The organism is Cellulomonas sp. P4_A2 (assembly GCF_056402515.1).
Window position 1 is genome coordinate 62938 of the sequence record NZ_JBFUHG010000018.1, and the last position, 14492, is coordinate 77429.

Consider the following 14492-nt stretch of genomic DNA (forward strand, 5'->3'; position numbering starts at 1 on the left):
GAGGCGCCCAGGGCCGGGACCCGCCACGATCGGCGCATGCATCGCGAGATGAGCGCCCACCTGGTCCTCGACGTGACGTCGCCCGCGACGCTCGCGTTCGAGCTTGCCGTGTCCACCCAGTACGCCGTCACGGAGGCGTTGACGGTCTCGATCGACGGGACGTTCGTCGAGCCGCGCGAGCTCCTCGACCACCACGGGACGCGCCTGCACGTGCTCGACGCCGGCGTCGGCCGGCTGCTGCTCGACTACACCGCGACGGTCGACGGGCGCGCCGCCTCCCAGCCCGCCGACGAGCCCGACCTCCTGCGCTACCTCCGTCCCAGCCGCTACTGCGAGTCGGACTCGCTCGGCCCGACGGCCCACGCCGAGTTCGCCGGGCTGCACGGGTACGACCTGCTCGCCGCCGTGAGCTCCTGGGTGGGTTCGCGGCTGTCGTACGTCCCGGGCTCGAGCCTGCCGACCGACGGTGCCGTGCGGACGTTGCTGGCCCGCGAGGGCGTGTGCCGCGACTACGCGCACCTCGTCGTCGCCCTCCTGCGCGCCCTCGACGTACCCGCCCGGCTGGCCTCGGTCTACGCGCCGGGGCTGCAGCCGATGGACTTCCACGCGGTCGCCGAGGCCTACCTGGACGGGCAGTGGTACGTCGTGGACGCGACCACGCTCGCTCCGCGGTCGACGCTCGTCCGGATCGCGACCGGGCGCGACGCCTCCGACACCGCGTTCCTCAACGTCCACCACGGGTTCGCCGACCTGGTCGAGCTCGAGGTCAGAGCGGTCGCCGAGACACTGCCCGACGACGACGTGCGGGACCTGGTCGTCATCGGCTGAACCTTCGCCGGGCGGACCATGACCGCTGCTAACCTCCCGAACGTGAGCGCCGAGGAGCCGCAGGAACCCGCCGAGACCAAGCGCACGAGACGGACCTGGTCCGAGCGCCGCCGCGAGCCGGACCGGTTCGCCCTGGTACTCACGCTCCTGGTCACCGCCTATGTGACCTCCGCCCTGGGGGGCGAGGAGTGGGTGCAGGTGGGGGTGGCGTTCCTCTACGTCGGCGCCCTGTTCGTCGCCATCCGGTCGTCGCGCGTCGAGGGGCGCGCGCGGATCGTCGTGCGCACGGTTCCCGCCGTCGCCGCGGTGGTCAGCGTCAGCGCTTTTCTCGTCCTGCCGCGCGAGGACGCCTACGGCGTCCTGAACGCGGCCGTCGCGAGCATCCTCATCACCGCTCTCGTCGTCATCCTCGACCGGATCCTGCGCCGCACTGCGGTGACGCTGCAGTCGATCTTCGGGGCGCTGAGCGCGTACCTCCTGATCGGCATGATCTTCACCGCGATATTCGGCGTGCTCGCCTGGCTCGGACCCCAGCCGTTCTTCGCGGGCGGTCAGGCGACGAGCCAGCAGGCGCTGCAGTACTTCTCGTACACGACGCTCACCACGCTCGGCTACGGCGACTTCACCGCCGCCCAGTTCCCGGGCCGCAACCTCGCCACGTTCGAGGCGCTCGTCGGCCAGGTGTTCCTCGCGACCCTGGTGGCTCGGCTCGTCGCGTCCTTCACTGTCACGCCGCGCCGGTCGCGCCTCACAGGTCCGGCAGAGCCCCCCGACTGAGGTTCGTCACCGTCGCCGTCATCGACCGTGCCCGGTCGGACGCGAGGAAGGCGACGACGTCCCCGAGCGCGTCGAGCGTGAGCTCGTCGGCCAGCAGTGCCCCGGGCACGCCGAGGCCCGCGGCCATCGCCTGCTCCAGGGTGGATCCCCGGGCCCGTGCCGCGCGCGACCACATCGCCGCCGCGTGCGAGCCGTGCGCGACCGAGCCGGGGATGGCGTCGGCCCGGACGCACACGACGCGCACCCCGCGGGGACCGACCTCTGCGGCGAGCTGGCGGGCGAACGCCTCGACGGCCGCGCACGCCGGACCGAAGCCGTCGGAGGGCAGCCCGACCCGCGCCGCGGTCGTCGACAGGACGACCACCACACCGCCGCCCGCCGCGACCATCCGCCGGGCCGCCGCGGTCGCCGTGACGAACTGCGTCGTGGTGACCGCGACGATCGGCTGCAGGTAGTCGTCGAGTGCGAGGTCGCGCAGCGGGACGCCCTGGACGTGGTCGGCCCCCACGGCGTTCACCTCGATGTCGACGTGCCCGATCCCCGCCAGGTGCGCGTCGACCGCCCCGGGGTCCGTCGCGTCCACCAGGGTGGCGGTGCCCCCGACCTGCGCGGCGAGCGCCTGGAGGGGCGCCAGCGTCCGGCCCGCCAGGTGGACCGTCGCGCCGTCGCGCGCCAACGCACGCACGATCGCGCTCCCGAGCGCCCCGGCCGCGCCGTGCACGACCGCCACCGATCCGTCGAGCTCCATGCCGCCTCCCCGTCCGTGAGTCCGTCGACGGGGTGACGCGCGGGGCGGGCCGGAATCGACTAGGCGGTGATCCCTGACGTCGACGCGACGACGTCGGCGATCTTGCGGGACAGCGCCTCGTAGAACATCGACAGGGGGAACTCGTCGTCGAGGACCGCGTCGGTCAGCCCCTTGGGCGGGCCGTCGAGCGGCAGGTCGCGCACGGCCCACCGGGACGCCGGGTGCGGCGTCAGCGTGCCGGACACCAGCTCGTACGCGGCGAGCCAGTGCGCGGTCTTCGGGCGGTCGATCGAGCGCCAGTACAGCTGCTCGATCTGCTCGGCCAGCGCGATGACGGCGTCGGGGACCTGCGGCCAGTCGATGGTCAGGCGCGAGTCGGTCCAGTGCAGGACGTGGTGCTGGTGCAGCCAGGCGAACAGCAGCTGGCCGCCGAGCCCGTCGTAGTTGCGCACACGCGTGCCCGTCACCGGGAACCGGAAGATGCGGTCGAAGAGGATCGCGTACTGCACGTACCGCGCGTGCGGGACGCCGTCGGCCTCGAGGCGCACCGCGGCACGGAACGCGGTCAGGTCGCAGCGCAGCTCCTCGAGCGAGTACAGGAAGAACGGCATCCGCTGCTTGATCATGAACGGGTCGAACGGCAGGTCGCCGCGCATGTGCGTGCGGTCGTGGACCAGGTCCCAGAGGACGAACGTCTCCTCGGCGAGGCGCTGGTCCTCCAGGAGCCGGGCCGCGTCCGGGGGCAGCGCCAGGCGGGTGGTGTCGGCTGCCGCCCGCACGACGCGCCGGAACCGTGCGGCCTCCCGGTCGGCGAAGATCGCACCCCAGGTGAACGTCGGCACCTCGCGCACGGCGACGGTCTCGGGGAAGAGCACCGCCGAGTTGGTGTCGTAGCCCGGCGTGAAGTCGAGGAACGTCACGGGCACGAACAGTGCGTTGCTGAACTGCGTCGCCTCCAGGTCCGCGACGAGGTCGGGCCAGCGCACCCGCAGCAGCACGGCCTCGACGCGCCGGTCGGTGCTGCCGTTCTGCGTGTACATCGGGAACACGACCAGGTGCACCAGCCCGTCGACGCGCTGCGTCTCGGGTCGGAACGCGACCAGCGAGTCGAGGAAGTCGGGGACGACGAAGCCCGCGTCGGACCACCGCTGGAGGTCCTTGCCGACCGCCGTGAGGTACTCCTCGTCGTGCGGGAGCACGGGGACGAGCGCGGCGACCGCCAGGTCGATCGCGGTCACCAGCTCGCGGGCGCGCTCGTGCAGCGACGGGTCGGCGATCGAGCCGTCCTTCACCTGGAGCTGCTGGAGCTCGGTGACGTCGGCCTTGAGCCGCTGCCAGGAGGGGTGGTCGACCAGCGGGTCCCGGCTCGCCGAGCCGGCCGGCGCGGGTGCCGCAGCCCAGCTGACCGCATTGAGCAGCACCTCCGGCGTCCCCACCAGGGGATCCACGCCCAGGACGAGGAGCGCCGCGCCCGTCTCGTCCCGCACGCCTGCGGCGACGACCGGGCCGCGCTCGCCGAGCCGCAGCATGGGCACGGCGGGGGCGTCGACGTCGAGCACCGCCCGCACCGGGAGCGTCAGATCGCCCGTCCAGGCCAGCAGGTCCGGGACCCCGATGCCGGCGACCGCGAGCGACCCGGTCGCCTGCGACGGGCGGCTCACGATGCCGCGCGAGGCCAGGAGCGCGACCGTCGCCGGCCCGTCCTCCCCCGTCGCGACGACGATCGTCCCGGCCCCGGTCTGCGCGGGCTCCGTGCCCGGCAGGACCAGGACGACGTCGGGGTCGTCGTCGACCCCGACCAGAGCGATCCCGTGGTGCTCGAGGTGGGACCGGTGGGCGGGCGGGAGGTCCCCGGTCGCGTGCAGGGTCGGAAACAGGCTCATGCGCGTATCTCACCATCCGGACGTCAGCGTTACCGCACGGTACGGTCTGGCGGCTGCGCGGTCAACGAGAGGCGTCAGGTCCCGGAGCCTTCGCGACGAGCAGGTGATGCGGGTGCATCCTGCCCACGTCGAGGCGTCGCATTCGGACGCGGAGACCCTCGTCAGCCAGCCAGCCTGCCATTACACCGGGGTCCACGAAGTCGAACGACGAGCCCTCGGTGATCCGCAGGACCTTCACAGAGATCGTCTCTTGGAGGATGTTCCAGCGGACCTTCCAACGGGGGCGTGCACCCATCTCCTTGACGACCACCGACCCACCCGGCGCCAGCATCCCGACCGACTCCGCCAGGAGCCTGCGTTGCTCGTCAGCCGGTAACAGGTACAGGACGTCGACGAAGACGATCGCGTCCCACGGCCCGTCGGGCACTGCACCGTCCGGAGCGATCCTAAACGCGAGCCGATCCAGGCCGTTGGCTGCGACTACCGCGGCCGCGATCTTGCTCCCGTCGATGTCTACGCCGAGAACGTCCCGGCCCGGCGCGTCGAACGCGGCGTATGCGCTGAACAGCCCGTGCCCGCACCCGATCTCCAGGATCGCGCCGGACGTCGGGAGCGCGTCTGCAACCGACCGGAACGGCGCGCTCCACCACCGGATCGTGACGTGTGCCCGCACGGATACCGGTGCGTAGCGGTAGAGGGCAAGCGCCTCGCGTGCCGGACCGTCCGGGCGACGCCGCAGTATCAAGCGGCTTCCCCGGGCAAGGCCGCGAAGCCGCCGAGACGATATCCGGCGTCATCGACCGCGCGTCTCGATCGCGGGTCTAGGAGCATCGTCAGCTCGTCGGCCCATCGGTAGCCCCAGGTGAACCGCTGCAGATCGGCGTCGTCCGCGAGCGCCGGGTGGCAGTTGATCTCGAGCGTCTCGGCACCCCGGCGAGCAGCGCGCTGTACGGTGTCGACGAATCGGACAGTATCCAGTCGTCCCGCTTCGTCCAGACCGGCGTAGTCCTGCGTCGTCGAGAGGCCGGCGCGGCGGATCTGAGTACGGGTGCGTCGGGCGAGCGCCCGAACGCCGAGGCCGACAGGTCCGCACGAGTGGCTGGCAGGCAGCCGAACCGCAAGAATGCCGGCTCGTGCAGCCAGTTCGGCGACCACGGCGCCCACGGTCGGCCACAGATGAGTGTGCTGGTGCGTGTCTACGTGGGTCACGGGGACGCCGATCCCCCGAACACGCTCCAGCTGGGCACCGAGCTCGCGCCGCACGTCATCTGGATCGATCCGGCCCGTCAGGCCTCGTCGCACGACGACGCGGTAGCTGAGCGGGAACGCGCCGCGGGCGTCGACAAGGCTCGGCACCTCTCGTGCCGAGAGGAGGGGCGGGTCTTCCCCGACGAGAGCGAGGTGCGCACCAAGCTCGAGCGCAGGGAGGTCACGGACGAGCGCGGCAGCGTCGTCGAACGCCTTCCCGACCGCGAGCAGCGACGCCGCTGTCACCAGGCCGCCCTCGTGCCCTCGCCGCACCGCCTCGTTCACCCCGCGGGTGAGGCCCAGGTCGTCAGCGGTGACGACGAGCAGCCGGCTCACGGCTGACACCCGGCCCCGGCGACCGGCTCGAGGCTCCGCAACTCACGGCGCAAGTGCCACATCTCGCCGATCATGCCCTTGATGACGCTCGGCGAGGACAGCGTCGAAACACCGCGAGTCCGCGGGAAGTAGTCGACGCCGATCTGCAAGATCTGGAAGCCGGACCGCTGTGCACGGATGATCAGCTCGGCGTCGATGAACGAGCCCTCGCTCTTGAGCGTCACATGGTCCAGGACGCGGCGCCGGCAAACCTTGAACGCGAAGTTGATGTCCCGCAGCCGCGTGCCAAACAGCAGCTGTACGAGCCAGTTGTAGATGAACGAGTAGATCGCCCGGCGCGGCCCTTCGCCCGTGCGGTCCAGGCGGTACGCGCTGACGACGTCGACCTCGTAGGTCTGCAGGACACGCAGCGCCCGCACCAACTCCTCCATCTCGAACGGCAGGTCGGCATCCGTGTAGAGGACGACGTCGCCCGTCGACGCAGCGAAACCGCTCTTGATCGAACCGCCGAGCTTGCGGTTGCGCAGGTGATGAACGACCCGTACGTGCCGATCGTCGACCGAGAGCTTGTCCGCGAGCTCCGGGGTAGAGTCGCTGGACGCGTCGTCGACGACGATGATCTCGTAGTCGAGGATCTGCCCTCCCTCGAGCAGCGCCTCGCATACCTGGCGCGCTGCCCCGACGGCTCGGCGGATGTACTCCTCCTCGTTCCACATCGGGAAGAAGATCGACAGTTTGGCAAAAGGGTTGTACGTCGCGGGTTCGCGGGTCATGAGACCTCGACCGACCTTCCGAAGAGTGCAGTGAGCAATACGAGCGCCGCGGTGCACAGGCCGAGGATGGCCCAGCACACCCAGCGGTGCCGGAGGCCGGCGAGGTAGTCGCCCGCAGCAGCCATCACCGGGAACGCGGCGAGCACGTAGCGCCCCGTCCCCATAAAGTCCTTGGTGCCGAGGATCGGGATCAGGAGCACGACCGCCGCGTACGCCGCGTACCCCCAGCCGAACCGCTGCCACACCCTGCGCAGCAGGAGCACGGCGCACAAGCACGCGGCCGCCTGCAGGACGAGGAGTCCCGCGATGTCGTAGGGACCTTTGACCAGCGTCCCCAGGAAGACGATCTTGAACCACGTCCTGGGCCCGACACCCTGGTTCCAGCCAGGTGCCGACTCGGCTTCGACCCATGCCAGGGGGTGGCCGAACGTGACGCCGAGCCAGATGCACCACGCGACGACCCCCGCGAGCGAGGCCAGGACGCCGAGCTGGCGAACACGGACGTCGCGCAACGCACCGACCAGTTCTCGCCAAGTTGAGTGCACGACGATCGTGCCGCCGACGACGGTGGAGGTCCCGCCTGGCTCGGACCGGGCCCGACGGTCGTCGGCCAGGATCTCGACGGTGCGCACAACGAGACCGACCACGACGGCGATGCCCACCGGGCGGCCGGCGGTAGCCAGAGCGCCGGCAAGGCCGGCGGCGAGATACCACCGACGTTCGACGAGGACAAAGGCGCCGATCGCGCACAGCAGGAACAACGAGTCGGCGTACATCGCCCCGTAGAGAAAGAACGAGTAGGGGTAGACGAGCAGGATCGCGATGGCAAGCACGGCGGAGCGCCTCGGCAACCGGGTCCAGACCCACCGGGCGAACAGCAGTACCGCCGCCGCCCCGGCGACGACGGCAATCAGAGTGCCAGCGAGCTGGAAGTTGTCGCCCAGCAGGTTCCCAGGAACACGCAACGCGAGTGGATAGGTGGGGAAGAACGCGATCGACGACTGCTGCCCGGGGACGAAGAAGTACCCCGAGTCCGCGATCCCCAGGTACCAGCCCGCGTCACCTTGGTACCACCCGTTAAGCCACAGCGGTCCCGGCTCGGACGGCTGCAGCCCGCCGCTCCCCCGGTTGCGCTCCATCTGCGCCACGAGAAGCGACAGGGCGACCGCTACCAGCGCGAACAACAAGAGCACGCTTCGCCACGGCAGCGGACCTCCTGAGGAAGCAGGTTCGACCCCGTTCCCCACCTTCCTCTTCCTGACGAACCCCATCTGCATGATCTGCCCCCTGGCCTGCGTCGTCCACGACGCTTCAGCGTGGAGCATAGGGTTTCGACGCGCGCTGCGTGGCGAAGTTCGTGACGAGTCACATGACTGGGGTGGATGTGGGGGCAGCTCTGCTGTGCGTGGCCCTGGCTGTCCTGTGCTCGGGGACCGCCATCGTGCTCCAGGCCGTCGCGGTGCGGCAGCTGCCTTCCGACACCGGCCTCGACGCGTCGCTGGTCGGGGGCCTGCTCCGCAGCCGGCTCTACCTTCTCGCCCTCGTGCTCGTAGCGGCCGGCTTCGGCCTGTCGTTCGTCGCGTTGCAGACCCTGCCCCTCTTCGCGGTACAGGCGGGCCGCGCCTCGAGCCTTGGCGTGGCAGCCGTGCTTTCGGTCATCGTGCTGCACTCTCGCCTGCGCTGGACCGACTGGCTCGGCCTGGTGTCAGTTGCCGCCGGACTCGTTGTCCTCGCGATGTCGGTGACCTCGCAGACAGCAGACTCCTCCGGCACGCACGTCTCTTGGTTTGCCCTGGTCGCAACAGTTCTGCTCGCAGGCGCCGCGGCTTTCACATCGCTCGGACTGCCGACGCCCCGGCGGGGATTCGTCCTCGCCGTCGTCGCTGGCTCTTGCTTTGGAGTCCTCGCCCTAGGCGCCCGCACTGCGCCCGGATGGTCTCCGGCCAACCTCGTAGCGGAGCCCGTCGTCTGGTGCGCGGTCATGTGTGGCGGACTCGGACTGGCCGCGTCGGCGCTCGCGCTGCGGCGGGCTCCGGTTGTGCCGGTGACGGCAATCATGGTCGGAACCGAGACTGTTGCCGGCGCACTTCTCGGCATCGTCTTCGCCGGCGACCGCCCTGCCGATGGCGCGGCCATCGCTTCGTTCGTGGCGTTCCTCCTCGTGCTCGGGGGCGCGGTAGTCGTCGCGCGCTTCGGTGTGCCGGACGCCGACCGGCTCGCCAAACCAGCTTCCTAACGTCGGGTCCAGGCTGTCCAAGCCGATTCGAGCATGTCGCGCAGCGACCTCCTGCTGGTCCAGCCCAGGACGTCATGGATTCTCTTCACGTCGGCGACGACGTGAGCCGAGTCGCCGACCCGGCGGCCGACGAGCTCCGGGGTCGTGTCCAGGCCCGTGATCGAGCCCAGAGCGGCGAGCACGTCCAGCACGGACGCGCCCCGGCCAGTGCCGACATTGAGCGTGTACTCGACCAACTCGGGGGACGCCTGCAACCGCGCGAGGGCCGCCACGTGGGCTTCCGCGAGGTCGAGCACGTGCACGTAGTCGCGCACGCAGCTGCCGTCCGGGGTCGGGTAGTCGGCACCGAACACCTGCGGACGCAGCCCCCGACCGATGCGGTCCAGGACGCAGGTGACGAGGTTCGCGACGACGGTGTCGCCGAGCTCCGGGGCGCCCGCGCCGGCGACGTTGAAGTAGCGCAGGGCGACGGCGCGCACCCCGCGCGCCCGGACGGCGTCCCGCACGAGCCACTCTCCTGCGAGCTTTGTGCGCCCGTACGGGCTCATCGGTGCCAGGGCGACGTCCTCGGTGACGAGCTCGTCGGGGACGCAGCCGTACACAGCGGCCGACGAGGAGTACACGATGGTCCCGACCGACGCCAGGTCCATCGCGCCCAGGACGTGCGACAGCCCGGAGAGGTTCTGGTCGTAGTACCAGAGCGGGCGCTCGACCGACTCGGACACCTGCTTGCGCGCTGCGAGGTGGATCACCGACGTGACGCCGTGCTCGCGCATCGTCGCGGCGAGCGCCGCCGGGCTCGGCGCGAGCGCGAGGTCCAGACGCACCAGAGGCACGTCCGGGACGCGTCCGGCGTCGCCGCTGCTCAGGTCGTCGACGACGACGACCGCATGCCCAGCCGACTGCACCGCGCGCACCACGTGCGCCCCGATGTAGCCCGCTCCCCCTGTCACGAGCACTGCCACGCCCGGAGACTAGCGCTCACCGACCGGGCAGGTGGGTGGATCGGCGAGGGTTGCCGAGCGCGTCGCAGAAGACTCCCCCAGACTGAGCCGATGCGGAGCGTCGGCGTCGAGGAGGAGTTCCTGCTCGTCACGCCCGAGGGGCAGCCCCACGCGGTCGCCCCCGCGGTCCTGCGGCACGCCGCGGACGAGCCGTCGTCCGGCGACGAACCCGGCGGCGACCTGGAGAAGGAGTTCAAGCAGGAGCAGATCGAGACGTCGACGCACCCGTGCACGGACCTCGCGGACCTCATCGAGCAGATCCGGTCGGGCCGCTCCCGGGCGGACGAGCTGGCCGGTCGGGCGGGCGCGCGGGTGGCCGCCCTGGCCACGCCCCCGCAGGCCGTCGAGTCGACCGTCCTGCCCGACAAGCGCGCGTACGCGATCCGGGCGGAGTTCGGGCAGACGGCGCGGGACCAGCTGACGTGCGGGTGCCACGTGCACGTCGAGGTCGCCGACGACGAGGAGGGCGTGCGGATCCTCGACGACCTGCGGCCCTGGACGGCGATCCTGCTGGCCCTCTCCGGCAACAGCCCGTCGTGGCAGGGCACGACCACCGGGTACGCCAGCTATCGCTCCCAGGTCTGGGGGCGCTGGCCCACCGCGGGCCCGACCGCGCCGTTCGGCGACGCGGCCGGCTACCGCGCGGTCATCGACGGCCTGCTGCGCACGGGCGCGATCCTCGACGAGGGGATGGTCTACTTCGACGCCCGGCTGTCGTCGCGGTACCCGACCGTCGAGGTCCGGGTCGCGGACGTCTGCCTCGACGCGGGCGACGCGGCGCTGCAGGCCGCCCTCGTCCGCGCGCTCGCGGACACCCGCGCCACGATCGAGCAGCCCCGGACGGAGCTCCTGCGGGCGGCCGGCTGGCGGGCCGCGCGGTCAGGGCTGTCCGGCGACCTCGTCGACCCCTTCACCGGCACGCCCGTCCCTGCGGCGGAGGCCGTCGGCACGCTCGTCGACCACGTCCGGCCCGCGCTGCTGGCGAACGGGGACCTGGAGTGGGTCGAGCACCAGGTGACGACCTTGCTGCGGCGGGGCAACGGCGCGATCCAGCAGCTGGGCTGGCGGGCCCAGGGGGCCGACGACGACGAGGTGGTCCGTCGCGCGGTCGACCGGACGCTGGCCTAGACGCACGAAAGGAAGGAGGCCTGGCCTCCTTCCACTTCCAAGGTATAGCGCGACCGGGGGCTTGCGGCAAGGCCCCCGTCGGCGCGCAGAATCGCCAGCCGTGACCACCATCCACGGACATCGGAGCACCGGTGTGAGCGCGTTCGACCTTCCCGACCGACTCGCCGCCAAGGCCGACCCGACGCTCGTCGCGGACGACGAGGAGCACTTCGCCGCCATCGCTGCGACTCTCGAGGAGAGCATCGCGGACCTGTCGACCCGGCTCGACGCCGAGCGCAGGGCGCCGGGCCGCGGCGGCACGCAGGCGCTGGAGCGCGACCAGGAGGTCCACCGGCTGACCGCCCGTCTGCGGACCCTGCGCCGGTACGGCCTCGACCTCTGCCTCGGCCGCGTCGTCACCGCCGACGGTCCCGTCTACGTCGGACGACTGGGCCTCACGGACGCCGCGGGCCGGCGGCTGCTCCTCGACTGGCGCTCCCCCGCCGCCGAGCCGTTCTTCGGCGCCACCCACGCGAACCCGATGGGACTGGTCAGCCGCCGCCGGTACCGGTGGACGCGCGGGCGCATCGGCGACTACTGGGACGAGGTCTTCACCCCCGAGGGGCTCACCAGCAACGCCGCGCTCGACGACCAGTCCGCGTTCGTCGCGAGCCTCGGCACCGACCGCTCGGCACGGATGCGCGACGTCCTCGGCACGATCGCGGCCGACCAGGACGCGATCATCCGCGCCGGGTCCCGCGGCGCGCTCGTCGTCGACGGCGGACCCGGGACCGGCAAGACCGTCGTGGCCCTGCACCGCGCGGCCTACCTGCTCTACTCCGACCCGCGCCTCGGCCACCATCGCGGCGGGGTGCTGTTCGTCGGCCCGCACGAGCCGTACCTGGCGTACGTCGGCGACGTCCTGCCCAGCCTCGGCGAGGAGGGCGTCCAGACCTGCACGCTGCGCGACCTCGTCCTGGAGGGAGCCACCGCGCGGGTCGAGGCCGACCCCGAGGTCTCCCGCCTGAAGTCGTCGGCAGCGATGGTGGGGGCGATCGAGCCCGCCGTCCGGTTCTACGAGCGGCCGCCCACCGAGGGCATGGAGGTCGAGACGGAGTGGGCCGACCTGTGGCTCAGCTCGGCGGACTGGGCCGAGGCGTTCGACGCGCCGGAGCCCGGCACGCCGCACAACGAGGCCCGCGAGCAGGTCCTCGACGCCGTGCTCACGATCCTGGCCGACAAGGTCGACGACGACGACGTCCCCGCCGACGTGCTCCGGCGGGCGCTCCTCGGCAACAAGGACCTCGTCCGCACCCTGAACCGCGCCTGGCCGATGCTCGAGCCCACCGACCTCGTCGGCGACCTGTGGTCGGTGCCCGCCTACCTGCGCCTGTGCGCACCGTGGCTCGAGCCGTCGCAGGTCCGGGTGCTGCAGCGGGCCGACGCGCAGGCGTGGACCGTGGACGACCTGCCGCTCCTCGACGCCGCACGCCAGCGACTGGGCGACGCGGAGGCGTCGGAGCGCAGGCGGCGGCACGAGGCGACGCTCGCGGCCGAGCGCGAGTACATGAACCAGATCGTCGACGACCTCATCGAGTCCGACGACTCGGAGCTCGCCGTCATGAGCATGCTGCGCGGCCAGGACCTGCGCGACGCGCTCGTCGACGAGACCGCGCTGCCCGCCCCGGACCCGGACGTGCTCGCCGGGCCGTTCGCGCACGTCGTCGTGGACGAGGCCCAGGAGCTGACCGACGCGCAGTGGCGGATGCTGCTGAGCCGATGCCCGTCGCGGAGCCTCACCATCGTCGGGGACCGCGCGCAGGCCCGGCACGGGTTCACCGAGTCGTGGCAGGAGCGGCTGGAGCGTGTGGGCCTCGACCAGCTCACGCTCGCGACGCTGAGCATCAACTACCGGACGCCCCAGGAGGTCATGGAGCAGGCCGAGCCGGTCATCCGGGCCGCACTGCCCGACGCGAACGTGCCGACCTCGATCCGCAGCACAGGGGTCCCGGTCGCGCACGGCTCGGTGGCCGACCTCGACACGATCCTCGAGGACTGGTCCGCGGAGCACGCCGAGGGCATCGGCTGCGTGATCGGCGACCCGTCCTTCGTCGCGACACCACGCGTCCGGTCGCTGACGCCCGAGCTGGCCAAGGGGCTCGAGTTCGACCTGGTCGTCCTGGTCGACCCCGACAGGTTCGGCGAGGGCATCGAGGGGGCGGTCGACCGCTACGTGTCGATGACCCGCGCGACGCAGCAGCTCGTCGTCCTCACGAGCCGCTGACCACCTCGCCCAGCGGCACGTCCAGGTCGGCCAGCCGGTCCGCGTCGACCTGGGCGCGCGAGCGGATGAGTGCCTGCACGTCGTCGACCACGTCCCACACGTTGACGTTCATGCCGGCGAGCACGCGACCGTCCCGCAGCCAGAACGCGATGCACTCGCGCCCGACCAGGTCGCCGCGCACCACCACCCGGTCGTAGCCGTGCGGTCCCACCCAGCCGACGTACTCCATGCCAAGGTCGAACTGGTCCGAGAAGAAGTAGGGCAGCTTGTCGTACGGCTCGTCGCGGCCGAGGATCGTGGCCGCCGCGGTGGCGGGCTGGTTCAGCGCGTTGGCCCAGTGCTCGACCCGGACGTGGGTGCCCAGGAACGGGTGGTGGGCGCGGGCGATGTCGCCCACCGCGAGCACGTGCGGGTTCGACGAGCGCAGGTGGGCGTCGACGAGGACACCGTCCTCGACGCTCAGCCCGGCGTCGCGCGCCAGGTCCACCCGCGGTGCCGCGCCGACGCCGACGACGACCAGGTCGGCGTCGACGAGCGTGCCGTCCGCCAGCTCGACGGCGCCGACGTGCGTGCCGTCGCCGGCCGCGACGATCGCCCCGACCTCCGTCCGGACCTGCAGGTCGACGCCGTTCTCCCGGTGCAGGTCCGCGAAGGTCTCGGCCAGCTCCGGTCCGAGCACGGCCAGCAGCGGCAGCGGGTCGCGGACGAGCACGGTCACCTCGCACCCGGCGGCCCGCGCGGCCGCGGCGACCTCCAGGCCGATCCACCCGCCGCCGACCACCACGACGCGACGGCCGGGCACGAGGGAGGCCCGGAGCCGGTCGGAGTCGTCGAGGGTGCGCAGGTGCACCACCCCCGTCAGGTCGGCTCCGGGGAAGTCGAGGCGCCGCGGCTCGGACCCCGTCGCGAGCACCAGGTGGTCCCAGCCGGTGCGGGTGCCCGAGCTGTCGAGGACGTCGTGCGCGGCGAGGTCGAGACCGGTCACAGCGACCCCGAGCCGCAGGTCGACGTCGTGCGACGCGTACCAGCCGGCGTCGTGGACGAAGGCACCCTCGCGCTCGTCGGAACCCTGCAGGTAGCCCTTGGACAGCGGCGGGCGCTCGTAGGGGCGCTCGGTCTCCGCCCCGAGCAGGACGACGCGCCCGTCGAACCCGCCGCCGCGCAGCGCCTCCACGGTCTTGGCGCCTGCCAGACCACCCCCGACGACGACCACCGATGCGCTCATGCCAGCCAGCGCACCAGGTCGCCGCCCGATCCGCAACGTCTGC

Annotated in this window: 13 protein-coding genes; 5 read left to right on the forward strand and 8 right to left on the reverse strand. The window is 72.0% G+C overall.

The window, feature by feature from the left end; all coding sequences use genetic code 11:
• Positions 1 to 36: 36 nt before the first annotated feature.
• Positions 37 to 828: a transglutaminase-like domain-containing protein gene (locus AC1DUE_RS16040; RefSeq protein ID WP_477040411.1), complete on the forward strand. Its 792-nt coding sequence runs from the start codon at positions 37 to 39 to the stop codon at positions 826 to 828.
• 42 nt (positions 829 to 870) lie between these two features.
• On the forward strand, positions 871 to 1605 hold the full coding sequence (locus tag AC1DUE_RS16045; protein ID WP_477040412.1) for a potassium channel family protein: 735 nt from the start codon (positions 871 to 873) through the stop codon (positions 1603 to 1605).
• Here AC1DUE_RS16045 and AC1DUE_RS16050 read toward each other — a convergent pair.
• The 6 genes from AC1DUE_RS16050 to AC1DUE_RS16075 all read right to left on the reverse strand — a co-directional run bounded on the left by AC1DUE_RS16050 (position 1577) and on the right by AC1DUE_RS16075 (position 7786).
• On the reverse strand, positions 1577 to 2353 hold the full coding sequence (locus AC1DUE_RS16050; RefSeq protein WP_477040413.1) for an SDR family NAD(P)-dependent oxidoreductase: 777 nt from the start codon (positions 2351 to 2353) through the stop codon (positions 1577 to 1579). The genes AC1DUE_RS16045 and AC1DUE_RS16050 overlap by 29 nt on opposite strands.
• A 59-nt stretch (positions 2354 to 2412) precedes the next feature.
• On the reverse strand, positions 2413 to 3792 hold the full coding sequence (locus AC1DUE_RS16055; RefSeq protein ID WP_477040434.1) for a DUF6421 family protein: 1380 nt from the start codon (positions 3790 to 3792) through the stop codon (positions 2413 to 2415).
• Between the two features lie 505 nt (positions 3793 to 4297).
• Positions 4298 to 4909, reverse strand: a complete 612-nt coding sequence (locus AC1DUE_RS16060; RefSeq protein ID WP_477040414.1) for a class I SAM-dependent methyltransferase — start codon at positions 4907 to 4909, stop codon at positions 4298 to 4300.
• A gap of 68 nt (positions 4910 to 4977) precedes the next feature.
• The gene (locus AC1DUE_RS16065) at positions 4978 to 5820 is read right to left on the reverse strand and encodes a ChbG/HpnK family deacetylase (protein ID WP_477040415.1); all 843 of its coding nucleotides are present in this window, start codon (positions 5818 to 5820) and stop codon (positions 4978 to 4980) included.
• On the reverse strand, positions 5817 to 6593 hold the full coding sequence (locus tag AC1DUE_RS16070) for a glycosyltransferase family 2 protein (protein ID WP_477040416.1): 777 nt from the start codon (positions 6591 to 6593) through the stop codon (positions 5817 to 5819). Before AC1DUE_RS16070 ends, AC1DUE_RS16065 begins: the two co-directional genes overlap by 4 nt.
• Positions 6590 to 7786 carry a hypothetical protein gene (locus AC1DUE_RS16075; RefSeq protein ID WP_477040417.1) on the reverse strand — a complete coding sequence of 399 codons (1197 nt, stop codon included), beginning with the start codon at positions 7784 to 7786 and terminating at the stop codon, positions 6590 to 6592. Before AC1DUE_RS16075 ends, AC1DUE_RS16070 begins: the two co-directional genes overlap by 4 nt.
• 152 nt (positions 7787 to 7938) lie before the next feature.
• Here AC1DUE_RS16075 and AC1DUE_RS16080 point away from each other — a divergent pair, with 152 nt between their 5' ends.
• Positions 7939 to 8829, forward strand: a complete 891-nt coding sequence (locus AC1DUE_RS16080) for a hypothetical protein (protein WP_477040418.1) — start codon at positions 7939 to 7941, stop codon at positions 8827 to 8829.
• Here the strand turns inward: AC1DUE_RS16080 and galE are convergent.
• The gene (gene galE, locus AC1DUE_RS16085) at positions 8826 to 9794 is read right to left on the reverse strand and encodes a UDP-glucose 4-epimerase GalE (protein WP_477040419.1); all 969 of its coding nucleotides are present in this window, start codon (positions 9792 to 9794) and stop codon (positions 8826 to 8828) included. The genes AC1DUE_RS16080 and galE overlap by 4 nt on opposite strands.
• A gap of 90 nt (positions 9795 to 9884) precedes the next feature.
• Between galE and AC1DUE_RS16090 the strand changes: the two genes are divergently transcribed.
• Both AC1DUE_RS16090 and helR read left to right on the forward strand, forming a co-directional pair.
• On the forward strand, positions 9885 to 10961 hold the full coding sequence (locus AC1DUE_RS16090) for a carboxylate-amine ligase (RefSeq protein ID WP_477040420.1): 1077 nt from the start codon (positions 9885 to 9887) through the stop codon (positions 10959 to 10961).
• A 100-nt stretch (positions 10962 to 11061) separates the two neighbouring features.
• Positions 11062 to 13224, forward strand: coding sequence for an RNA polymerase recycling motor ATPase HelR (gene helR / locus AC1DUE_RS16095; protein WP_477040421.1), 2163 nt, complete (start codon positions 11062 to 11064; stop codon positions 13222 to 13224).
• Here the strand turns inward: helR and AC1DUE_RS16100 are convergent.
• Positions 13211 to 14449, reverse strand: a complete 1239-nt coding sequence (locus AC1DUE_RS16100; RefSeq protein ID WP_477040422.1) for an NAD(P)/FAD-dependent oxidoreductase — start codon at positions 14447 to 14449, stop codon at positions 13211 to 13213. The two genes, helR and AC1DUE_RS16100, sit on opposite strands and share 14 nt — an antisense overlap.
• Between the last annotated feature and the right edge of the window lie 43 nt (positions 14450 to 14492).

Excerpts from the sequence above, each read along its gene's own strand:
- AC1DUE_RS16040 (WP_477040411.1), top strand. The coding sequence starts at position 37 with ATGCATCGCGAGATGAGCGCCCACCTGGTCCTCGACGTGACGTCGCCC.
- AC1DUE_RS16050 (WP_477040413.1), bottom strand. The coding sequence starts at position 2,353 with ATGGAGCTCGACGGATCGGTGGCGGTCGTGCACGGCGCGGCCGGGGCG.
- AC1DUE_RS16070 (WP_477040416.1), bottom strand. The coding sequence starts at position 6,593 with ATGACCCGCGAACCCGCGACGTACAACCCTTTTGCCAAACTGTCGATC.
- AC1DUE_RS16090 (WP_477040420.1), top strand. The coding sequence starts at position 9,885 with ATGCGGAGCGTCGGCGTCGAGGAGGAGTTCCTGCTCGTCACGCCCGAG.
- AC1DUE_RS16100 (WP_477040422.1), bottom strand. The coding sequence starts at position 14,449 with ATGAGCGCATCGGTGGTCGTCGTCGGGGGTGGTCTGGCAGGCGCCAAG.